This window comes from Bacillus sp. NSP9.1 (assembly GCF_000465465.2).
Lineage (GTDB): Bacteria > Bacillota > Bacilli > Bacillales > Bacillaceae > Bacillus > Bacillus sonorensis_A.
In genome coordinates, this window is record NZ_CP048273.1 from 2,431,785 (window position 1) to 2,453,829 (window position 22,045).

General features: G+C 46.2%; 21 protein-coding genes. 8 read left to right on the forward strand and 13 right to left on the reverse strand.

The window, feature by feature from the left end; all coding sequences use genetic code 11:
- Window positions 1-6: 6 nt before the first annotated feature.
- From M654_RS12690 to M654_RS12730, 9 genes are all read right to left on the reverse strand, one after another.
- Window positions 7-348: a hypothetical protein gene (locus M654_RS12690; protein ID WP_026587261.1), complete on the reverse strand. Its 342-nt coding sequence runs from the start codon at window positions 346-348 to the stop codon at window positions 7-9.
- A 114-nt stretch (window positions 349-462) separates the two neighbouring features.
- On the reverse strand, window positions 463-1,149 hold the full coding sequence (gene narI, locus M654_RS12695; RefSeq protein WP_026587262.1) for a respiratory nitrate reductase subunit gamma: 687 nt from the start codon (window positions 1,147-1,149) through the stop codon (window positions 463-465).
- On the reverse strand, window positions 1,146-1,688 hold the full coding sequence (gene narJ, locus M654_RS12700; RefSeq protein ID WP_026587263.1) for a nitrate reductase molybdenum cofactor assembly chaperone: 543 nt from the start codon (window positions 1,686-1,688) through the stop codon (window positions 1,146-1,148). The genes narI and narJ overlap by 4 nt, the downstream gene beginning before the upstream one ends.
- A 17-nt stretch (window positions 1,689-1,705) precedes the next feature.
- Entirely contained in the window at window positions 1,706-3,175 is a 1,470-nt protein-coding gene (gene narH / locus M654_RS12705) for a nitrate reductase subunit beta (RefSeq protein WP_026587264.1), read from the reverse strand.
- Complete coding sequence (locus M654_RS12710; protein ID WP_026587265.1) at window positions 3,165-6,851, reverse strand: nitrate reductase subunit alpha; 3,687 nt, start codon at window positions 6,849-6,851, stop codon at window positions 3,165-3,167. The genes narH and M654_RS12710 overlap by 11 nt, the downstream gene beginning before the upstream one ends.
- A 198-nt stretch (window positions 6,852-7,049) precedes the next feature.
- The gene (locus M654_RS12715) at window positions 7,050-8,291 is read right to left on the reverse strand and encodes a DUF438 domain-containing protein (RefSeq protein WP_026587266.1); all 1,242 of its coding nucleotides are present in this window, start codon (window positions 8,289-8,291) and stop codon (window positions 7,050-7,052) included.
- On the reverse strand, window positions 8,288-8,530 hold the full coding sequence (locus M654_RS12720) for a DUF1858 domain-containing protein (RefSeq protein ID WP_026587267.1): 243 nt from the start codon (window positions 8,528-8,530) through the stop codon (window positions 8,288-8,290). Before M654_RS12720 ends, M654_RS12715 begins: the two co-directional genes overlap by 4 nt.
- Before the next feature lie 91 nt (window positions 8,531-8,621).
- On the reverse strand, window positions 8,622-9,725 hold the full coding sequence (locus M654_RS12725) for a TIGR04053 family radical SAM/SPASM domain-containing protein (RefSeq protein WP_026587268.1): 1,104 nt from the start codon (window positions 9,723-9,725) through the stop codon (window positions 8,622-8,624).
- Between the two features lie 113 nt (window positions 9,726-9,838).
- Complete coding sequence (locus M654_RS12730; RefSeq protein WP_026587269.1) at window positions 9,839-10,306, reverse strand: cyclic nucleotide-binding domain-containing protein; 468 nt, start codon at window positions 10,304-10,306, stop codon at window positions 9,839-9,841.
- 143 nt (window positions 10,307-10,449) lie between these two features.
- On the opposite strand from M654_RS12730, the gene M654_RS12735 reads away from it, so the two are divergent.
- Window positions 10,450-11,172 carry a YwiC-like family protein gene (locus tag M654_RS12735; RefSeq protein ID WP_026587270.1) on the forward strand — a complete coding sequence of 241 codons (723 nt, stop codon included), beginning with the start codon at window positions 10,450-10,452 and terminating at the stop codon, window positions 11,170-11,172.
- Window positions 11,173-11,216: 44 nt separating this feature from the next.
- Here M654_RS12735 and M654_RS12740 read toward each other — a convergent pair whose 3' ends face one another.
- The gene (locus M654_RS12740) at window positions 11,217-11,930 is read right to left on the reverse strand and encodes a fumarate/nitrate reduction transcriptional regulator Fnr (protein WP_026587271.1); all 714 of its coding nucleotides are present in this window, start codon (window positions 11,928-11,930) and stop codon (window positions 11,217-11,219) included.
- Window positions 11,931-12,072: 142 nt separating this feature from the next.
- Complete coding sequence (locus M654_RS12745) at window positions 12,073-13,260, reverse strand: nitrate/nitrite transporter (protein ID WP_026587272.1); 1,188 nt, start codon at window positions 13,258-13,260, stop codon at window positions 12,073-12,075.
- A 219-nt stretch (window positions 13,261-13,479) separates the two neighbouring features.
- On the opposite strand from M654_RS12745, the gene M654_RS12750 reads away from it, so the two are divergent.
- The 3 genes from M654_RS12750 to M654_RS12760 all read left to right on the forward strand — a co-directional run bounded on the left by M654_RS12750 (window position 13,480) and on the right by M654_RS12760 (window position 16,946).
- Window positions 13,480-13,719: a DUF2164 domain-containing protein gene (locus M654_RS12750; protein WP_026587273.1), complete on the forward strand. Its 240-nt coding sequence runs from the start codon at window positions 13,480-13,482 to the stop codon at window positions 13,717-13,719.
- Window positions 13,697-14,428, forward strand: coding sequence for a Crp/Fnr family transcriptional regulator (locus M654_RS12755; RefSeq protein ID WP_236251128.1), 732 nt, complete (start codon window positions 13,697-13,699; stop codon window positions 14,426-14,428). The genes M654_RS12750 and M654_RS12755 overlap by 23 nt, the downstream gene beginning before the upstream one ends.
- Before the next feature lie 163 nt (window positions 14,429-14,591).
- Window positions 14,592-16,946, forward strand: a complete 2,355-nt coding sequence (locus M654_RS12760; protein ID WP_026587275.1) for a nitric-oxide reductase large subunit — start codon at window positions 14,592-14,594, stop codon at window positions 16,944-16,946.
- A gap of 87 nt (window positions 16,947-17,033) precedes the next feature.
- Here the strand turns inward: M654_RS12760 and ric are convergent, their stop codons facing one another.
- The gene (gene ric / locus M654_RS12765; protein ID WP_026587276.1) at window positions 17,034-17,747 is read right to left on the reverse strand and encodes an iron-sulfur cluster repair di-iron protein; all 714 of its coding nucleotides are present in this window, start codon (window positions 17,745-17,747) and stop codon (window positions 17,034-17,036) included.
- Window positions 17,748-17,905: 158 nt separating this feature from the next.
- Here ric and M654_RS12770 point away from each other — a divergent pair, with 158 nt between their 5' ends.
- From M654_RS12770 to M654_RS12785, 4 genes are all read left to right on the forward strand, one after another.
- A complete protein-coding gene (locus M654_RS12770; protein WP_026587277.1) occupies window positions 17,906-18,277 on the forward strand; it encodes a DUF1360 domain-containing protein in 372 nt (123 codons plus the stop codon).
- A 401-nt stretch (window positions 18,278-18,678) separates the two neighbouring features.
- Entirely contained in the window at window positions 18,679-20,229 is a 1,551-nt protein-coding gene (locus M654_RS12775; RefSeq protein WP_026587278.1) for a cellulase family glycosylhydrolase, read from the forward strand.
- Between the two features lie 100 nt (window positions 20,230-20,329).
- Window positions 20,330-20,584 (forward strand): YnfE family protein, encoded by a 255-nt coding sequence (locus tag M654_RS12780; protein ID WP_026587279.1) that lies wholly within the window; start codon window positions 20,330-20,332, stop codon window positions 20,582-20,584.
- 24 nt (window positions 20,585-20,608) lie between these two features.
- A complete protein-coding gene (locus tag M654_RS12785) occupies window positions 20,609-21,115 on the forward strand; it encodes a GNAT family N-acetyltransferase (RefSeq protein WP_026587280.1) in 507 nt (168 codons plus the stop codon).
- A gap of 350 nt (window positions 21,116-21,465) precedes the next feature.
- Here the strand turns inward: M654_RS12785 and M654_RS12790 are convergent, their stop codons facing one another.
- Window positions 21,466-22,023, reverse strand: coding sequence for a TetR/AcrR family transcriptional regulator (locus M654_RS12790; RefSeq protein ID WP_026587281.1), 558 nt, complete (start codon window positions 22,021-22,023; stop codon window positions 21,466-21,468).
- Between the last annotated feature and the right edge of the window lie 22 nt (window positions 22,024-22,045).

The window sequence follows — 22,045 nt, forward strand, 5'->3', positions numbered from 1 at the left end:
TTTTTCTTATTGGCAGCTGAAAGATGTGATTTCATTCAGGTCAATCCCGAAGTACACCCAGCGGAACTGCCGCGGCCTCCAGCGGTAGCCTGCGATCGAACGCCTACCGAGAAAAACCGGGTAAAACCAAAAGCGGGCGCCGTTCCTTAAACGGATGTACGTAAATCTGAACAGGCATCTTCTGATTCCTCCAGGGTCAACGGCAAAAACCGAAGGGCCGCCGGTGTCTTGAGGAAGCTGGCTTGGGGGAGGAGGCAAAACCTGCTGCTGCGGTCCTCCTGCTCCAGGAGGAGGACCGGGCGGGAACTGCTGACGGTACGGGTCATATATATAATCGTATGGATACAAGCAAAAACGCTCCTTTCTAACTGTTTGCTTTATCGTATGATTTGCTGAAAAGATGGGTAGCTTGCCTTATAGAGAAAAAAATCCCTAAAGCCATTTTGGCTTTAGGGAGATGGTTTACATGCTTTTGCGCGGCGCCCGTTTCCTGTAGACGACATAGCTTCTTGTCAAATATTTCAGCGGCATGCTGAAAACATGGACAAGCCGCGTAAACGGCCAGACAATGAATATGACATAGCCCATGACGATATGAATTTTAAACCAGATCGGTACACTTGCCATAAGCGAGGGATCCGGTTTAAACATGAAGATTCCACGGAACCAAGGTCCGATTGTCGTTCTGTAGTCGAATCCTTTTGAATCGATGTTGAGGAAAGTTGACGCAAGGCCGGTTATCATCATGAACAATAAGGCCGCTAACGTGATCAAATCGCCGGCTGAACTCGTTTTCCGGATTCGTTTGTCAGTCACTCTCCGGTAAGCAAGAATGATGAGTCCCGATAGTGCAGCAATTCCTGCCGGCAGTCCGAAACCGATGGCGACTTTATGATAAAGATGTTCTGAGACGCCGATTGTCTCATAAAAGCTTTCCGGAATTAAAATCCCCATCACATGTCCGCCGATGACAAAGAAGATTCCCCAATGAAAGAGGCTGCTGCCAAGCGCCAGCTTTTTCTTTTCGAGCATTTCGCTTGATTTGGCCGTCCAGCCAAACTGATCATGCTGGTAGCGGTAAATATGACCGCCGATAAAGATCGTCAGGACAATATAGGGGAGAATGACCCAAAGAATTTGTTCGATCATGGCTGTACAGTCCTTTCAACACCGATTTCCGCCAATCCTATAAACAATCCGTCCAACAGCGCGGCATAGATGCTTTCATTTTCGCTTAGCTGCAATCTCAGCTCTTCAAGATTCCCCGCATACTTTTGAAAGACAGCCGCCGCTTGATCGCGGTCGGCCAATGCGGCGAACTCCAGCATGAGCGGAAGGTAGTCAGGAAGCTCTTTTTCTGTCGGCTGAAAACCTGATTGCTGATATAAATCTTTCAGCTGCAAGAGCTCAATCCCGCGTTCCCGCTGTTCTCCGGAATTGAAGTAGGTGACATAAAGGTTCGTTTTTTTGCCGAAATCAAATGTGTATACATATGTTTCGATCAACTCTTCCGGAGAATAGAGAGCCGCCTCCTCCATAAATGAAAGCAATTTCTCTTTCAATTGCTGATGCTGTATCTGATTGATCATGGTTTGCCATTCAGAGCGTTCTTTTCTCCACTGTTCATCAGGGTAGGAGAGGAGATAGGAAAGTGCGGCGAAAACGGCTTGTTTATCTGTTGCATCCATTGTGCTTCACTCCAGTCTTATAGGGTTTGGCAAGAACCGGGTCCTCCGGCAAATGATAACCCGCAGCTTCCTTGTTCCATGTACAGATCTGCGACTTCTTCGCGATGGGTTTGCGGAATGACAAATCGGTCATCGTATTTGGCGATTGCAAGCAGACGGTACATATCTTCAATCTGTTCTTCAGTCAATCCGGTATCTTGTATCAGAGCTGAATCGATCTGTTTGTTCGTTTGGGTCGCCCGCATGTACATACGCATCACAGACATTTTCTTTAATGTCGTTCTAATATGGTGTGTATCACCGGCCGTCAGCAGATTGGCCAAATATTCGATCGGAATCCGCATTTCATCAATGGCCGGGAAGATATCCTCAGCTGATTGGGCCGTTCCTTTTCCTTCAAACATATTCATAATCGGACTGAGCGGAGGAATGTACCATACCATCGGCAATGTCCGGTATTCCGGATGCAGCGGCAGGGCGATTTTCCAATCGATGATCATTTTGTAGATTGGCGATTTTTGCGCGGCTTCGATCCACTCCAGCGGAATGCCTTGGGCTTTTGCTTCTTCTGCGACAGCAGGATCATTCGGATCCAGGAAAATCTCCAGCTGTGAGTGATACAAATCTTTTTCATTTTCGGCTGAAGCTGCTTCCTCGACTTTATCTGCGTCATAAAGCATGACACCGAGATAGCGGATTCTGCCGACACATGTCTCAGAGCAGATTGTCGGCAGTCCGGCTTCGAGACGAGGGAAGCACAATGTGCATTTTTCCGCCTTGTTTGTCTGCCAGTTGAAATACACTTTTTTATAAGGACATGATGATACACAGTGCCTCCATGAGCGGCATGCATTTTGATCGACGAGAACGATCCCGTCTTCTTCGCGTTTGTACATCGCGCCTGACGGACAGGAGGAGACACAGGAAGGATTGATGCAGTGTTCGCATATCCTTGGCAGATACATCATAAAGACGTCTTCAAATTCAGTCTTGATCGATTCTTCCATTTTTTTGACGTTTGGATCTTGGAGGCCTGTAATGTGGCCGCCGGCAAGGTCATCTTCCCAGTTCGGGCCCCATTCAAGGTTCATGAAGTCTCCCGTAATGGAAGACTTCGGCCGTGCAACAGGCTGGTGTTTTTTCTCCGGACTGTTTGTCAGTGTTTCATAATCATAATTCCAAGGTTCATAGTAGTCATCGATCGTCGGCTGATACGGGTTGTAGAATAAATTCATGAGCCGTGTTGTTTTGGCGCCTGATTTGAGCTGCAGCTTGCCTTTTTTCAGCTCCCAGCCGCCTCGGTATTTATCCTGGTTCTCCCATTGTTTCGGGTAGCCGATGCCCGGTTTTGTTTCGACGTTGTTGAAGTACATATATTCTGCTCCGGAACGGTTTGTCCAAGTGTTTTTGCATGTGACGCTGCATGTATGACAGCCGATGCATTTGTCAAGGTTCATGACCATCCCGATCTGCGCTTTAATCTTCAAGCCAATCGACCTCCTTCAATTTTCTGATCACGACATTGAGGTCGCGCTGATTTCCTGTCGGCCCGTAGTAGTTGAATCCGTAGCTGAGCTGTCCGTAGCCTCCGATCATCTGCGTCGGCTTGACATGAATGCGGGTCGGGCTGTTATGGGTTCCTCCGCGGTTATTCGTCAGCTTTGTTCCCGGCACGTTGATATGCCGGTCTTGGGCATGGTGCATAAACGCCATTCCTTTTGGAATCCGGTGTGATGTCACGGCCCGTGCGACGACGACTCCATTTCGGTTAAAACACTCGATCCAGTCGTTGTCCTGAATGTCGGTTTCTTCCGCATCGTCTTTATTCATCCAGACCGTCGGTCCGCCTCTGAAAAGGGTGAGCATCGGCAGGGAATCAAAATACATGCTGTGCACCGACCATTTATTATGCGGTGTTAAATAGTTCAACACGATTTCTTTCCCTTCTTGCTCAGGCCGTTTATTTACGAAAGGGCGGTGGATCAGAATCGGTTTGAATGTCGCCATGTTTTCCCCGAATTCTGTCATCATTTCATGATCAAGGTAAAAAGACTGTCTGCCGGTCAGCGTTCTCCACGGAATCAGTTTTTCAACGTTCGTCGTAAACGGAGAATAGCGCCGTCCGCCTTTTTCAGAACCGCTGAAAGCAGGGGAGGTGATCACCGTTTTCGGCTGAGCTGAAATTTGCTCAAATGTGAAGCATTCCTCTTCCCGTTCTTCAGCTAAATCTTTCAACTCAAGATTCGTTATTTTTTCAAGCGATTCCCACGCTTTAACGGCTACTTTCCCGTTTGAAGTGGAAGAGAGGGTCAATACCGCTTCAGCAGCTTGTCTTGCATCACTGATGTCAGGACAGCCTTTGGCAATCGTGTCTTCTTTTACGACGCCGAGCGTTTTTTTGAGAGAATCATATTCTGCTTCAACAGACCAGTTCATACCTTTCGTACCAAACGGCTGTTTGGCAACATTCGGCCCGAGCGATGTCATCTTATTGTAAATCTGCTTGTAATCCCGTTCCACGACGTGAATTTGCGGCATTGTTTTCCCTGGAACGGCAGGGCAGTCATCTTTGCTCCAGTCTTTGATTTTCCCGAGCGGCTGCGCCATTTCTTGTGGAGTGTCATGGAGAAGAGGAGTCGCAACAGCCTCTTTGACAGGTTCCATGTCAACTTCTTCAGCCAGATCGGAAACCGCTTTTGCTAATGCTTTGAAAATATCCCAGTCAGACTTTGATTCCCACGGCGCTGAAATGGCCGGGTTAAACGGATGGATGAACGGATGCATATCCGTGCTGCTGAGATCGTGTTTTTCGTACCAGGTGGCCGCAGGGAGCACAATGTCGGAGTACAGAGCGGTACCCGCCATCCTGAAGTCGAGATTGATCAATAAGTCGAGCTTGCCTTCAGGCGCTTCGTCGCGCCATTTGATTTCTTCAGGACGGATGCTGTCCTGATCATCGTTCATCAGTCCGTTTGTCGTACCGAGCAAGTGCTTCAGAAAATATTCATGACCTTTGCCGGAGCTCGAGATTAAGTTGGCTCTCCAGACAAATAGGTTTCTCGGGAAGTTCTTTTCATTGTCAGGATCTTCAATCGAAAACTTGAGCTTTTTCTCTTCAAGCTGTCTGGCAATATAGCTTCCGACTTGCTGAGCGTTTTCAGCGCCTGCTTTTTCTGCTTCTTTATACAAGTCGATGCCGTTTTTCTCAAACGTCGGATACGATGGAAGCCAGCCGAGTCTTGCCGCCAGCACATTGTAATCAGCATGGTGCTTGTAGCGCGATGTTTTTGCGATTGGGGAAGCGAGCCCGCTGATTTCCTGATCTTCATAGCGCCACTGGTCGGTAGCGAAATAGAAGAAGGATGTGCCGTTTTGCAGTTTGGCAGGGCCTCCCCAGTCTTTGGCCATCGCGATCGTCTGCCATCCTTCGGCCGGACGGAGTTTTTCCTGGCCGACATAGTGGGCCCAGCCGCCTCCGTTAACCCCTTGGGCTCCGACGAGAAGCACAAGGTTCAGCACAGCTCTGTAAATGGTGTCTGAATTGAACCAATGGTTAATCCCGGCGCCGACAATGATCATTGAGCGGCCCTCTGTGTCAATCGCATTTTGCGCGAATTCCCTTGCGATCTTGATCACCATTTCACTTTTAATGCCAGTAATCGGCTCTTGCCAAGCCGGTGTAAATGGTTCAGGATCATCAAATGATGCCGGGGTCTGTCCGCCGATTCCGCGGTTGACGCCATAGTTGGCGAGAGTCAGGTCGAAAACGGTGGAAACAAAGACTTCCTCGCCGTCCAGGATGACTTTTTTGATCGGAAGCGGTCTTTCGATCACCTTATTGCCTTCATGTGAGAAGTAAGGAATGTTGACCGTGCCGATCATATCTTCATGTCCAAGCATGGAAAGCCGAGGTGTGATCGGTTTTTCTGAATCCTCATCAACCATGCGCAAGTTCCATTTTCCTTGGCCGTCCCAGCGGGAGCCCATCGTGCCCTGCGGAATCGCAAATCCATCTGTGTCTTCGTCCCAAACGGCAGGCTTCCATTCATCATGCTCTGTCGCACGCCCGATATCTTTAGCATGGAGGAAGCGGCCTGCTGTGAACGTTCCGTTTTCCTCTTTCAAAGTCACCAAAAACGGGAAATCGGTATATTGTTTTGCATAATCAATAAAACGTTCGGTCTTCTGGTTGACATAAAAGTCTTGCAGAATGACATGGCCCATCGCCATGGCCAGTGCTCCGTCGGTTCCTTGTCTGATGCTCAGCCAATCATCGGAAAACTTAGATGACTCAGCGAAATCCGGGCTGATCGAAATCACTTTTGCTCCTTTATAGCGGGCTTCGGCCAAAAAGTGTGCATCAGGTGTTCTTGTCAGCGGTACGTTGGAACCCCAAGTCATGATGTAGCCGGAGTTGTACCAGTCGCTGCTTTCGGGAACGTCGGTTTGATCTCCCCAAATCTGCGGTGAAGCAGGGGGAAGGTCGGCATACCAGTCATAGAAGCTCAGCATCGGGCCGCCGATCAGCGACATAAAGCGAGAGCCTGCCGCATGGCTGAGCATGGACATAGCTGGTATCGGCGAGAATCCGACATTGCGGTCAGGTCCGTATTTCATGACTGTATATAGAAGGGAAGCGGAAATCAGCTTTAAGACTTCGCTCCATTCGGCGCGGACAAAGCCGCCTTTTCCGCGCGCCTGTTTATAGGCTTTCGCTTTTTCAGGATTTTCGACAATCGATTTCCAGGCTTCCAACGGGTTTTTGTAAGTTTTTAGCGCCTCGCGCCACATTTGGATCAGCACGCCGCGGACATATGGATATTTGACGCGGAGCGGACTGTAAATATACCAGGAAAAGCTGGCTCCGCGCGGACAGCCGCGAGGCTCAAAGTCAGGCATATCAGGGCCTGTCGATGGGTAATCAAGGCGCTGTCCTTCCCATGTGACAATGCCGTTTTTAACGTAGATATTCCAGCTGCAGGATCCGGTGCAGTTCACCCCGTGGGTGGAGCGGATCACTTTATCATGCTGCCATCTATTTCTGTATACATTTTCCCAATCCCGGTCTTCATAAGTGGTTTGGCTGTGATGATCAGAATGATGTTCTATAGGAGAGAAATAGTTTAATCTCCTGAAAAGTGGACTTGTTTTCTTTTTTTTCATGACTGTTTCACTCCTTTGTCGGTGCTGCTACCCTCACTATATACGGAGGAGAAGCGGCACCTTGTTAACTTTGTCACAATGTTGCTTCATTTCACGAATTCGTCACAATTTCAGGACGGCCTGTGAAAATGGGGCGGGGACTGAGGAATTAAAAAAGCCTGCTTCTTTAAAAAAAGAAAGCAGGCTGGGGCGCCGTTTTCATTCGCCTGTATCTAAAATTCTTTTTTCCCCGGTTATCTCCTGGATCGGGGCGATGTTTTGCGTGAATTCCAAAGTGCCGATGTAGTTGTTGTTTTCATCGCGTACGGCAAAGTAACGGATGAAAACATATTTATCTTTAAACTTGATCCAAAAATCTTCGACATCTTTTTTGCCCGATTTAAAATCGTCGAGAAGCTTGTTGACAATATGAACGCTTGCCGGTGGATGGCAGTTTTGGACGGTGCGCCCGATCACTGCTTTTGTCCTTGCAAAAATCCGTTCTTTTCCGTGGGAAAAGTAGCGGACCACATCGTTTTTATCGATAAAGGTGAGGTCAACAGGAAGGTGATTCAGCATATGTTCAAGCTGTGTTACAGATAAAATACCTGTTGGAAGTCTGACATATCCGCTGGCTGTTTCTTCATTTATGTTGATCTGGTGCCGTTCAGGCTGCCAGACGGCTTCGGGGGCTGTCAGACAGTAGCCGATTTCATCGCTTTCCGCCGCGATTTTCAGCCATTCATCCTCGGTCAATGTCCGGAGGGCCATCGGCAGAAGAATATTCTCTTCTTTGTAGATCATTTCTGTGCCTTCATTGATGATAAAGCCGATCTCGCGAATGACGTCATCTTTTTTATCAGATGTGTAGTGTTCCAATAAGCGCTTGGCTTCTTTGATGCTTTTGCGGATGAAATCATCAACAGCCCACATCACTTGACTCGGCCCGTTGATCCCGTACTTTTCTAAGTAGGGGAAAAGGAGGTTTTCTTTTCTGCTGTAATGTTTGTCGACATCGGCCAGCAAATGTAAGTCTCCGATCAGCTTGTGTATGTTTTCCTGATTGTCTTCCTTTTCAAAACGATCGAGATGGAGCTGGATCTTAAAATTCAACAGAAGATCGAGTTCTTTATTTTCCTTTATAAACGTATGAACAGGATGGCCCGGCTCTTTGTCAGCCTCCGGTTTGTGAATATCGTCAATCGAACCTTTGAAAACGGAAGCGTGGACGGAACAGAGCTCCCGGATTTCTTCAGGCTTGATGCCTTCTTCCTTCATTAACGCCTGCTCCAATTGGGCGATTTCCTCGGCAGTGACAGATCCGAAAGCTTTTTTAAACCGCTCTTTTACCACTTCAAGAGATTTTCCTTTATGAAGGTCAATGATGATGTCTTTGAGCTGCTGTTTTTTTTCGCTTGACATTTCCCGATGTTCTTCCCGGTTGTTGATGAATTCGCTCATTGTTTGTCTCCTTTCCAAACGGGGTCAAATCCGTGCGCTTTTAATTTGTCTAAGACAAGCGTCAGGTCAATTTGTTTCATCCGCGCGCCCTTAGGTATTGTCATGATGCGCCCGGCGGTTTCAAGCATTCCCGGCTTTGTGATATGTTCAAAGCCGACGGCCTTCATCAAGGTTTTGATTTCAGGATGCTGTGTGCAAAGTTCATAAACAGACTCATTCAGATCAATGGTTTTCTTCAGAATGGATCACATCCTTTTGACATTGATGATCTCTCACTGTCTTTACGATAATACAGGGCGGCGGAGAAAATTGTGACGCAGATCACAAAGATTAGCGCAATGCTTTCGGAATATAAATGCAGCTCGGGTCGCTTTCCAAATAGTCACCTGTCAGAGCATATGCCCGTGAGCGAGAACCTCCGCAAACATGGCGGAATTCGCAGACACCGCATTTTCCTTTCAATATGTCTGGATTTCTTAGATCTTTAAAGATCGCTGACTCGCAATAAATATCGGCCAGCGGCTGCTCACGGACGTTTCTGGCTTGAACCGGCAGGAGTCCGCTCGGATACACATCACCGATATGGGAGATGAACATAAAGCCATTTCCGTCATTCACGCCCTTAGGAGCGCGTCCCAAGCCGCCGATCACATCGATTTTGCCTTTTTCTAAAGCGTGCTCGTAGCGGATCTGCATGTGGGGATCTTTCGCTTCACGCATTTTTTGCTGAATCACGACCCGTCTATAGTGCTGAGCCGCTGTTGTTTTAATATCGAAAGGAGCTTCTTTGGCCAAGCGGCTGAGCCACAAAAATGCTTTTTCGTGTTGGACGGGAGAAATCATGTCTTCCCGTTTGGCGCGCCCGGTCGGAACAAGGAAAAAGACGCTCCACAGCACGCAATCCAATCCTTCAATCAGCTGTGCCATTTCCTCCAAATAATCGATGTTATATGTTGAAATGACGGTGTTGATCTGCAGGGGCAAACCGAACGCATGGATGTGCCGAATGGCGTCCATCGTTAAATCAAAAGATCCGTCTGTCCCCCTAAAATGATCATGGATCTCGCGGTTCGGTCCGTCCAGGCTGAAAGCCCAGCGCGATAAGCCGAGATCTTTGGCGGTTTTGATCGCTTCCTTCGTGACATTCGGTGTCGCGCTCGGTGTCATGGATATCCGGACCCCTTTTTGGACGGCATACTCAATGATGTCGAAAACATCTTCTCTCATTAATGGGTCGCCTCCGGTCAGGACCAAAAGAGGGTTGTTCATGGCATGGATTTGATCGATCAATTCTTTTCCTTCCTGAAGGGAGAGCTCCCGCGGATCCCGCATATTTTGCGCAGATGCCCGGCAATGAAGGCACTTCAGCTCACAAGCTCTTGTCAGTTCCCAGATGACGATAAACGGAGCTTTCTGAAAATCACAATGTATCATGGTTGATCTGTCCTTTCCTAAAGAGCATTCATCTGTAGCGTAGCGGAAATAGAGGAGAAAAAAAGTTAAGTAGATCACATTTCAAAAAAAGAAGAGAAGGGGGGCCGCCCTTCTCAATCGTCGCCTTCTGAAGAGGAATGGAGATAGCGTAAAAACAGCTGATAGGAACAAAATAAATTTTGCTGAAGCAGAATGAGAAAGTTCACTTGCAGCTGTTTATTGTAGGTCATCATTTTTTTGAATATATGAAAAGGAATTTCAAGAACAGCGGTTTCTGCGGTGGTTTTGACCGAAATAAACGGAGATAAAAACGGCTCTCCCTTTTGGTCGATGGGAAAAACATCGCCCTTTTCCCATTCGGCGATGGTGCGGGCTTCCTCCGGAAGCCTTCTGTCCGAAAATTGAACTTCTCCTTTTAACACAAAATAGACGGCTTGTGCATGAAGGAACGACCGGGAAGGGCGGGATGAGGCGATATCAATCACCTTTCCGTTTTTCAGCAGTTTTTTGACGATGGGGAGGGGCACCCCGAAAAACATCGGAAGATTTTTCAAGAATAATAAATAGTCAAACCGGTCCATAGAACATCCTCCTTCTATATGTTAGCTCAAGTATAGAGTGACAGGCTATAAATGGCAGTGATATAATTCACACTTCTGTATGCAAAATGTCACTTTGTGATAGAGTGAAACTTTTTATAATGGAATAGAAGGGAGGATGTCTGATGAAAGTGTTGATACCGAAGCAGCACGGCGCCTGGGCGATGCTTGCGGTTCCTTTTATTCTCGGTGTGGTTGGCGGCGGAGCGGATGGCCGGCATGTACCGCTGTTTATCGGTTGGCTGTTTTTGTACCTGGCTGCTTTTCCTGTGACGATGATGGTGAAAAAGAAGAAAACTGCTTATTATCAAAAATGGGCGGGGGTCTACAGCATTCCGGCCGTCTCGTTTCTGGTTATTGCCGTATGGATGGAACCGGGGCTCGTGCTCTTGGGAGTCTCTCTGTTTCCGCTGTTTCTCATCAATCTTTATTATGCGAAAACAAACAACGACAGGGCGCTGTTGAATGATGTCGCGGCGATCGGCGTGTTCAGTGCGGGAGGAGTAGCAAGCTATTGGATCGGTGCCGGGATGCTGGACGGCTGGGCATGGTTCATTTTCATTCAATCGATCCTGTTTTTCACCGGCAGCGCCTTTTACGTCAAATCGATGATCCGCGAAAAGAAAAACAAGCGGTTTAAATGGTATTCTTGGGGCTATCATACGGTCCTGCCGATTTTGTCGTTGGGGTTTGGAGCCGGGTGGGCTGTTGTCGGATTGATTCCGAGCAGCATCAGAGCTTGGCTTTTTTACGGGCGGAAACTGTCGGTGAAGAAAATCGGGATCTTTGAATTGGTGAATGCCTGCGTGTTTTTGACAGTGGTCAGCGTCTTTTTGCTGAGAATATAAAAACAAGGACAATTCGTTGCTCTGTCCTTGTTTATTCTCTGTTTTTAGTCGATGTTACATATTTCGAGAGGGCAGTTTTCACAGTCGATTTCACGCTTTAAATGGTTGAGCTGGTGGATGACGATTTTTCCGGAATCTTCAATTGAAATGACACCGGTTTTCCTAAGATCGCTCAGCATGCGGTTGATGCTTTCTCTAGCGGCCGCACAAAATTTCGCCAGCTCCTGATTTGTCAGCACGATGTTGATGAGAATGCCGTCGCTTCGCGTGATGCCGTAGCTGTTCGCAAGGCGGATCAAGGTGGAGTACAGCGCGCCTTTCTTGCCATTGAGAAGAAGGTCGCGGATTTTGGATTGGATTTTTCGCAAATGAGTGCTCATCCATTTCATGAATTCAAAGGTTAAGGCACCATTTTGAATCAGTTCTTTTTCGAGCTTTTCTTTATTGATGACCAATACTTCTCCATCCAAGAGGACTTTAGCGCTCAGCATATATTTCGCTTCATCAGAAAAAAGCGTCAGCTCCCCGACAATATCATTTTTTTTGCACATTCTCAGTGTCAGTTCTTTTCCGTCAGACGTTAATTTACCGATTTGGACGAGTCCTGACTGAATGAGATACAGTTCTTCAGCATCCATGCCTTCTTGAAAAAGGAATGTATCATGCCGGATTTTTCTTTTCGTACTGATCGATTCCAATAAATGATACAGATCGGCTGAGAGCAAATCTGTGTCGGATTTTCGAATAGACATGTTCATTGAGTGTCACCCCTTTTGCAGTTCTATTGTAACGTTAACTTGAGCCCGTTCAGCCTTTTAAAAATAACAATCTTGTGAACGTGAATCTAAAGTCCTGAAAAAACCTGAGACCAATAGTCTCAGGTTCTTCATATTCCGGCTTTTATATATTGTTTGTGTTTGTTTTCGATGCCGAATTTCTCATGTCCTGAAAGTACATCCATGCCACAATCACAAAGCTGGCAAGCGCCGCTTCAGACAGCGCCATGAAGCCGATCGCATACTGGCCTGTCGCCTGAAAAACGCTCGATAGGATGAGCGGCGGGAAAAAGCCTCCTAAACCGCCCATCGCTGAGACGATGCCATTGACAATTCCCGCCTGGTTTGTCGGAAAGTAGAACGGGACCAATTTAAAGACGACACCATTGCCGATTCCCGCGCATACGGCAACGGTCAAAACACCGAAACCGTAAAGCGTCAGGTCTGGAGAAAAGGCCAGTAAAACACCTGATAATGTGCATCCTGCGAATACATACATTAAGAGTTTCAGCGGATTGAACTTATCCGCAAGCCAGCCGCCGACAGGTCTGAGAAAAGTGGCGACGGCGATGAAGCCGGCGGTTCTAATTCCCGAATCGACGGGATCAAGTCCGAAGTTGTTGACAAGAAAGTTCGGCAGATAGACGGTGAAAGCTACAAAGGAACCGAATGTGATAAAGTAAAACAAGCTTAAAAACCAAAGCTTTTGATTGCGGTAGACGGCCTTCATTTGATCCTTGACAGAAACGGTGATCCGCTTTTCTTTTGGATCTCCAAATAAAAAGTTCAGCAAGGCAAATGCGGCGACTAAAATCAGAAACATCCGGACCGTATTCGACCATCCTATCGCTTTGGCGATCACGGGAGCGGAAAATGTGGTAATCGCCGTTCCGATGTTTCCGGCACCATAGATGCCGTTTACAAAACCGTGTTTTTCTTTAGGATAATACTTCGGCAGCGATGTCACACCGATAGAGAAGACCGCTCCGCTGATCCCAAGGAAAAAACCGCCGATGATTAAATCGGACAAAGAATCTGCAGTGCTGATCCAAAAGATCGGGAATAGAAGCAGCAAAAAACTGATCATAAACGTCATTCTTGCTCCAAATTTGTTTGTGTAGTACCCAAGCGGAACCCGGAGCAGGGATCCAAGGATGACCGGGATCGCGGTAACGAGGGAGATTTGGCTTTCAGTCAGAGCGATATCTTGTTTAATGTGAGGCATGAGGGAAGAAATCAACACCCAAACCATAAATCCTGCCACCAAACTAATTGACTGCAGCGGCAATTGCATTTTTTGACGTTTTACCATTAGGGAATACTCCTTTCAAAGAGAAAAATGAAATATTTCATTGGCATGTTTTTATCTTACAAAATGTCTTTCAAAAACAATGTGAACAACATCACACGTTCAAGATGATAAGATGGTGTTGAATAGGCGGTCAGGCAAAAGAAATGAGAAAATCACAAAAATAGGTCGTTCATTGATGAACATTTTCGTTTATCATGAAAAGAAAAAGGAGTGCTAGGCGTGTTTTTACAGCTGACACAGGAAGAAAAACAGGCGATGATGAATGAGATCAAACGTTTTTACCTTGAAGAGAGGGGAGAAGACGTCGGAGATATTGCGGCGATTCAGACGTTTGAATTTATCAAGGAAAAGCTTGGTCCTTACTTTTACAATCAGGCGTTAAAAGACAGTCGCAAGGTCGTGGAAGAAAAAGCGGCGGCGATAGAAGAGGAGCTTTTTGCACTGGAAAGGCGCCTTTGACAGGGGGCTTAAAGGCAGTCATTTGAAGGGATTGAAGTTTGCGATGGAATTTTTGAAGCAGTTCCTGATTTTCAGCGATTTGAATGACGAAGAGTTCAAACAGATTGAACAGATCGCATCAAAGCGCAAATATCAGCCGAGAATGTTTGTTTTCATGGAAGGGGAAGAGCGGGAGGCCGTTTTTTTCATCAAATCGGGGCTAGTGAAAGCGTATAAGATTGATGAAGACGGCAATGAGCAAGTCATTTCCCTTCTGCAAAGCGGAGAGATGTTCCCGCACGTCGGTTTTTTTGACCGCTCCCCATACCCGGCAACGGCTGAAGCGGTTCAGGAAACCGAATTAATCGTGATCCGGATTGACGATTTTAATCATCTGCTCATGACATATCCGGAGATGACGATAAAGGTTATGAACCTGATGGGCAAAAAAATCCTTGACCTGCAGGAACGCATTCAAGGATTTATTTCCAAAGATGTGCAGCACCGGCTGATGCACGCCTTAGAGAAGTTAGCGGCTGAACACGGGGTGCGAAAAGGAAAAGACGTCTATATCAATTTGCCGATCACCAATCAGGATTTTGCCAATATGGTCGGAACATCAAGGGAAACGATCAACCGCACATTGAATGAAATGAAAAAGAAAAAGCTGCTGTCCGCCGACAGAAGCGGGATTCTGATACATGATTCAGATTGGCTGAAAAGGCTCTAGTTGTATGCCTTTGCCGCACCGCACCATCAGGCTTTCCTTTGATAAGGGGAGCCTGGTTTTTTGAATTCACAAATCTGCCATCTTTTAAGTGATCTGGTTCACAACCGGTACTCTCAATATCCAGTATCTTAGGACATGCAAATTGAGAAAGGAGTGAACCATCATGGAAATTCAAAGGGAGACGGTACCCGAGAAGAAGACGGCAAAGAACGGCTTTTTGAAATCTGTTCTCGTGTTTACGCTGATTGTGAGTTTTTCGGTGCTGTTATTAGGGGGCTATTGGATATTCAAGACCCTTGCGCCAAGACCGCTTGAAACATCAGCCCCAAACGGAGAGGTGCTGATGACAAAATCGTCCATCAAAGGCGGGCAGGCCGTTTTTCAAAAATATGCGCTGATGGATTACGGAACGATTTTAGGGCACGGATCATACATGGGGCCTGATTATACAGCAGAAGCGCTGAAAATCTATACGGAAGGGATGCAGAATTTTAAGGCGGAGAAGCGGTACGGAAAGAGCTTTAAACAGCTGTCTGAAGAAAAACAAAACGTGATCCGTGATCAAGTCATTCGCGAAATGAGAAAAAACCGCTATGATTCAGCTTCCGACAAGCTGCAGCTGACAGAGGCGCAAGTCTATGGTTTAGAGCAGGTCCGCGCCCATTACCGTAAAGTGTTCACAGAAGGCGACGGCTGGGGGCTTGAGCCCGGGCTGATCAAGGAAAGCCATATGCCGAGTCATGCTAGAGCATGGATCGACAGTGAGGACCAGATCACACAGGTTTCCGATTTTATCTTTTGGACGGCTTGGCTGTCCAGCACGTTAAGGCCCGGCGATGACATAACGTATACGAACAACTGGCCGTATGATGAAGAGGCCGGCAATACGATGTCTTTCGCCGCGGTTTGGTGGAGCGGCGCCAGCGTCACGATTCTCATTTTATTTATCGGCATCATTTTATTCGTGTTTTACCGTTATAAGCTTGGGATGAAGGAAGCTTATCAGGAAGGGGCGTTTCCGGTTTTTGATTTGGAAAAGCAGCCGCTTACGGCGTCACAGGTTAAAACCGGGAAATATTTCGCCGTCGTTTCCGTGCTGTTTTTTGTTCAGGCGATGCTCGGCGCATTACTTGCCCACTATTATATCGAGCCGGACAGCTTCTTTGGCATCGATTGGATCAGAGAGCTTTTACCTTTCAACATATCAAAGGGATTCCACCTGCAGCTGGCGATCTTTTGGATTGCGACATCATGGCTTGGCATGGGCATTTTTGTGGCTCCGCTTGTCGGCGGCCGGGAGCCGAAGCGGCAAGGCTTGTTTGTCGACATTCTGTTTTGGGCGCTGATTGTTCTTGTCGGCGGAAGCATGGCCGGTGAATGGCTCGGAGCAAAAGGCTATCTAGGGAACAATTGGTTCTTATTCGGCCATCAAGGAATGGAGTATATCGAGCTCGGCCGTTTTTGGCAGATCATTCTTGCGCTCGGCATGCTGATCTGGCTGTTTATCGTTTTCAGGGGCATTAAGCGCGGTTTAAAAAGAGAATCTGATAAAGGCGGCTTGATTCATTTGCTGTTTTATTCGGCCATCGCCATTCCGCTGTTTTACGGGGCCGCCTTTATGTTCAACCCGGGCACAAGCATCACCATGTCCGATTTTTGGCGCTGGTGGATCATCCATTTATGGGTGGAAGGGATTTTTGAAGTCTTCGCCGTCGTCGTTATCGGCTTTTTGTTGGTGCAGATGAATTTGGTGACGAAAAAGTCGACCGTAAGAGCGCTCTATTTTCAGCTGATACTTCTGCTCGGCAGCGGTGTGATCGGCATCGGCCATCATTACTATTACAATGGATCATCAGAAGTATGGATCGGTCTCGGGTCTGTCTTCTCATGCCTGGAAGTGATCCCGCTGACCCTGCTTGTTTTGGAAGCGTATGAACAATATAAAATGATGCGGGATGGAGGACATCACTTCCCGTATAAAGCGACATTCTGGTTTTTGATTTCAACCGCGATTTGGAATCTTGTCGGTGCGGGGGTATTGGGCTTTTTGATCAACCTGCCCGCCGTCAGCTATTTTGAGCACGGCCAGTTTTTAACACCGGCCCATGGACACGGAGCGATGATGGGGGTTTACGGCATGTTCGCGATTGCCGTATGGCTGTACACATTGCGCAATATCGTCAAGCCTGAGCGCTGGAATGATAAATGGCTGAAAATCGCCTGCTGGACGCTTAACATTGGCCTGTTCGGCATGGTCTTTATCAGCCTGCTTCCCGTCGGTTTCCTCCAATTGAAAAAAGCATTTAGCGACGGCTATTGGAGCTCACGGGCGTCCGCATTTTTGCAGCAGGATGCCGTGCAGGGGCTATTGACATGGCGGGCTGTTCCCGACACCATCTTTTTAATCGGGATTGTCCTGCTCGTCGTTTTCAGCGTCAAAGCATTGTTTCATCTCCGCAAACCAACACATGGGGAAGGAGAAGAACTGCCGGTTAAAGACATTGCCTCAGAGGATTAAAAAGAAAGGACAGAGGATCATCAAATCCTCTGTCCTTTTTCACGTGTATAGAGAATGAAAAAAAGACAGGATGCCCTGTCTTTTTTCTTATCGTTTGGCTTCGGCCGCTAAACGAGGGAATAAAATGTTATTTTCTAAATGAATGTGCTGAAAAAGGTCTGTTTCCAATTCATCGAGCTTTAAGTAAGTCAGTGTGTATGTGGTGCACGCGCCTTCAGGAAGTGTATAGTCGCTGGTCACTTTCCGCAGTTCCTTTAAAATGTTGCCGCATGATGCATGCTCTTGTTCCAGGGTGTCGATCGCTTCGACGGCCTCGGTTAAATAGGCTTTATCGTTTGTCTCTTCGAAAGCGGTGATTTTCGGGAAAATCTGTTCTTCTTCCTGGATCAAATGGTGCTCCAATTCAGCTTTCAGCTGATGGAACAATTGATGAACCCGGCCGAGCTCAGGATGATGGATCCCATGAACGCGGTATACCTTTGTAACAAATCCCGACAACTCAGGCAGCACGTCGTACAGATAGGCATGATGGGTCTGGACCACGTAGTCAATCAGCCGGGAATAAGGGGCTTCGCTCCAGTTCGTTTCTTGTTCATTGAGAGCTTTTGTCTCTTCGTATAAGGTGTTGATTTTCGTTAAGATCTCTTCTTCATTTAGGTTTTGTTCCTGAATCGCTTCTGCAATCGGGCGGTTTCCTCCGCAGCAAAAATCGATGCGGTATTCCTTCAGAATCCGGCTCGCCCTTGGAAAACGGGTGACAATCTCGCCGGTTTTGGTGTTTTGGTCAAATACTGTGTCCATCGTAAAAAACCTCCTGGAGCTAGATTGATGTTACAGGTTCAATGTAACGTGTTTTCCAGGAGAAAATCGTGATGTATATCACATTTTCAAAAAATCGGGATAGAAGCGGGGAGGATTCGGGAATAGCTATAGATAACTTACGGATTTGGAGGCCCAAGATGGAGGATATATCCTGGCTAACGTATATCATGCTGATCCTTGCCAGCTACCGACTGACCCATTTGATTGTCTTCGATAAAATCACGGAGTTCATCCGGAAACCGTTTATGAAGAAAAAGAAAACGATCGATGAACAGGGGCATGTCGACACAAAAAAGGTGCCGAAATCAAACTTCGGCTATTTGTTGAATTGCTATTGGTGCGCCGGCATTTGGTGCGCCATCATCATCGGAATCGGCTATATGCTGATGCCGAAAGCGAGCATTCCGTTCATTTTGATTTTGTCGGTAGCCGGGGCACAGGCGATTCTTGAAACGTTTGTAGGTGTCGGCACAAAACTGGTCGGTTTTTTATCCGATTTCAAAAAGTAAACTTTCCTTTTCTTTCAGGGCTTAGAAGAGGAGGGTTTATTTTTTGAGACATGCGGCGATGGTTTGATCTTTTTATAGCGCTTTTCTCCCGAATAGTTTTTTTTGAAACCAAACATTTTTATTATTCTGATTCTTATAATTGGGAATTAATAGATAAAGGATGTGTAAAGTCCTGAAGGTTAGCAGTGATGAATGCCGTTTTCTAGCATTACGGCCTCCCAATAAATACGAAAAGAGGAAATAGATAGATTTTTAAGGATTCAAAAACAAGAAATATGGTTGATAGACAATCCATCCAGAGGTTTTTTACAATCAGTTCGTGCTTAAAGTGAGAAGAGAGGTGAGAAACGCTCGCAGAAAAAGCATATTCTAAATCAAATGGAGGAAAAAGAATGTCATCAATCAAACGTTCTGTTTCTGTTTTTGTCACATGCTTCATGATGGCGGCGCTTGTCATCAGCGGTGCATTTGTTCCAGCGGCATCAGCAGCAGCGAAAACGCCTGTTTCTGTCAACGGCCAGCTTAAGCTGAAAGGGACACAACTCGTCAACCAAAATGGAAAAGCGGTGCAGCTGAAAGGCATCAGCTCCCATGGTCTGCAGTGGTACGGCGATTATGTCAACAAAGATACGTTAAAATGGCTGAGAGACGACTGGGGCATCAATGTGTTCCGCGCGGCAATGTACACGGCAGAGGGAGGATATATTGATAATCCGTCTGTTAAAAATAAAGTGAAAGAAGCCGTTGAAGCGGCAAAAGAGCTTGGAATATATGTCATCATCGACTGGCATATTTTAAGCGATGGCAATCCGAACCAAAACAAAGCGAAAGCAAAAGAATTTTTCAAAGAAATGTCTAGTCTTTACGGCAATACACCAAATGTCATTTATGAAATCGCAAACGAGCCGAACGGCGGTGTGAACTGGAACAGCGACATCAAACCTTACGCGGAAGACGTGATTTCGGTCATTCGCAAAAATGATCCCAATAACATCGTCATCGTCGGGACAGGTACTTGGAGCCAGGATGTCAACGATGCGGCAGACAACCAGCTGAAAGACGACAATGTCATGTATGCGCTCCATTTTTACGCAGGTACGCACGGTCAATCGCTGCGGGATAAAGCAAACTATGCGCTGAGCAAAGGAGCGCCGATTTTTGTAACCGAATGGGGAACAAGCGATGCTTCCGGCAATGGCGGGGTATATCTTGACCAGTCACGCGAATGGCTAAAATTCTTGGACAGCAAGAAGATCAGCTGGGTCAACTGGAATCTGTCGGATAAACAGGAGTCGTCAGCCGCTTTAAACCCGGGCGCATCTAAAACCGGAGGCTGGTCAATGTCTGATTTATCCGAATCCGGAAAATTTGTAAGGGAAAACATCCGCAGCACAAGCAATCCAGACAATTCATCTGAAGATACCGATTCTGATTCAGGCTCAAAAGGTTCTGATCAGAAAAATTCAGACCGTGACCAAACAGATCAAGGCAGCAGCACCGAGAAAAATGCAATCGCTGTACAGTACAGAGCGGGGGACGGCAATGTGAACGGAAATCAGATCCGTCCGCAGCTCAATATTAAAAACAACAGCAAAAAAACGGTGTCGCTCAAAAATTTGACCGTCCGCTACTGGTATAAAGCGAACAACAAAGGACAAAATTACGACTGCGACTACGCACAGATCGGCTGCAGCAGCATCAAGCACAAATTCGTGAAATTGAACAAATCTGTAAAAGGAGCAGACACATACCTCGAACTTGGCTTTACAAACGGTACACTGTCTCCAGGAGCAAGCACCGGGGAAATCCAGATTCGCCTCCACAACGATGATTGGAGCAATTATGCGCAAAGCGGCGACTATTCATTCTTAAATTCAAACACGTTTAAAGATACAAAAAAGATCACATTATATGAAAACGGAAAGCTGATTTGGGGCACTGAACCTAAATAACGGCATTCTTGACGGACACCGGTACTTGGTGTCCGTTTTCATGTATATTATAATATAAAGCATGAGGAATTTTTTTGAAAACATGAAAGGAGGTGGATGCATGGATGAAACATTGCAGCATTATATGATGCTTGTGAAGGAAAACCGCGACATCATCAATGGACCAGACTACACAGGCAAAGATCAAGATATTGAAAAACGCCAAGAGCAAATCAAGCTTTATACCAAAAAACTGCAGCAAGGCTTTTCAACAGATGATGACTACGATGAATTTGCCGATGCCGTCATTAAATGCGCATACGGGGACATCACAATGGAAGAATTAGAAACGGTTTATCATGAACTTACTAGATAAATTTGGATAAAGGAGAGGAGACTCATGACACAAATTGTCTTACGTACAGAACGGCTCATTTTGCGGAAAATGGCCATTGATGATGCCGACAACCTGCTTGAAATCTTTGCAGATCCGAAAGCGATGGAATATTATCCGTCAACAAAAAATGAAAAACAGACATTACAATGGATCGACTGGACGCTGGGAAACTATGAAAATCACGGAGTCGGCCTATGGATCGCAGAACATAAACAAACAGGCGAATTTTTAGGCCAATGCGGAATCGTTCCTCAGGAAGTTGAAGGAGCAAGCGAAATGGAAATCGGCTATTTATTTAAAAGGCCCGTGTGGGGCAACGGCTATGCAACCGAAGCTGCCGCAGCATGCAAATGCTACGGATTTGAGTCACTTAACCTGAAAAAGATCGTTTCTTTGCCTGATGCGAAAAATCTGCCGTCCAGAAAAGTTGCCGAACGAATCGGCATGACGCTTGAAAAGAACATATATAAATGGGGAAAAGAAATTGCTTTTTATACGGTTTATCGCTAAATTTTTCATTCTGTCTCACTAACATAAGTATACTTTGGTATTGAGACATAATCTCATTAAATTCAATAACTTCCGAGAATATATATTATGTAAACTAAGAAACAGAATCATCGTTTAATTTAGCTGTAACAAAACCCCCTACTCAATACCATAGGGGGCAAACGTTATTCTGGTTGGAGTCCTAAATTTTTATATTTCCAAATGATTTTCCTTACTTATATGGTCGTTGGCTTCAGATAAGTCCTCATAATCAAATTTGAACTTACCGTCGCTTTGGATCATCTCTGTACATCTTCAAGAATTTCTCCATAAATGAATACCTTTGACCATGATTCCGGTAACAGATGCACCTACAACAGTCCGCGCCAAAAAATATCAAATGAGATCTCTAAAGACCGTTCAAATGATTGTTTGTTTTCGTACACCAGTTGAATGTTAAGCCCGTCATAAAGCGTAATAAATCCTATCGCGCACTTCTCCGGCGGACAGTTCACATCCGATTCCTTGAAAACATTCGCTATCCGTTCTTTTAAAGTATGCAAATATAAAAGGTATTGGGCTGAAATAAAATCACTTACTTCAGCAGGTGCTTTAAAGGACATTGCCTGCAAAAAAGCTACATTTGGCAATGCATGAAAACGGACTTGGTTTTCTTTTAAAAAGTCATACATTTGACTCTTTGCGGATGTATGTTTTCGGGAATCGAAGTATTCATTGATAAATGAAATTTCCTCTCCAACAATCTCGGGGTATATTTCCATCAGCAATTCTTTTTTTGATGAAAAATGATAAGCGAGAGATTGTTTTCTGATTCCCAATTCTTTTGCAATATGCGACATTTTGACTCCCTCATAGCCCAATTCATTAAATTGGCGAACCGCTGTACGCTTTATATTCTCTCTGGTCAATATAGCGTCCTCCCCTCCATTT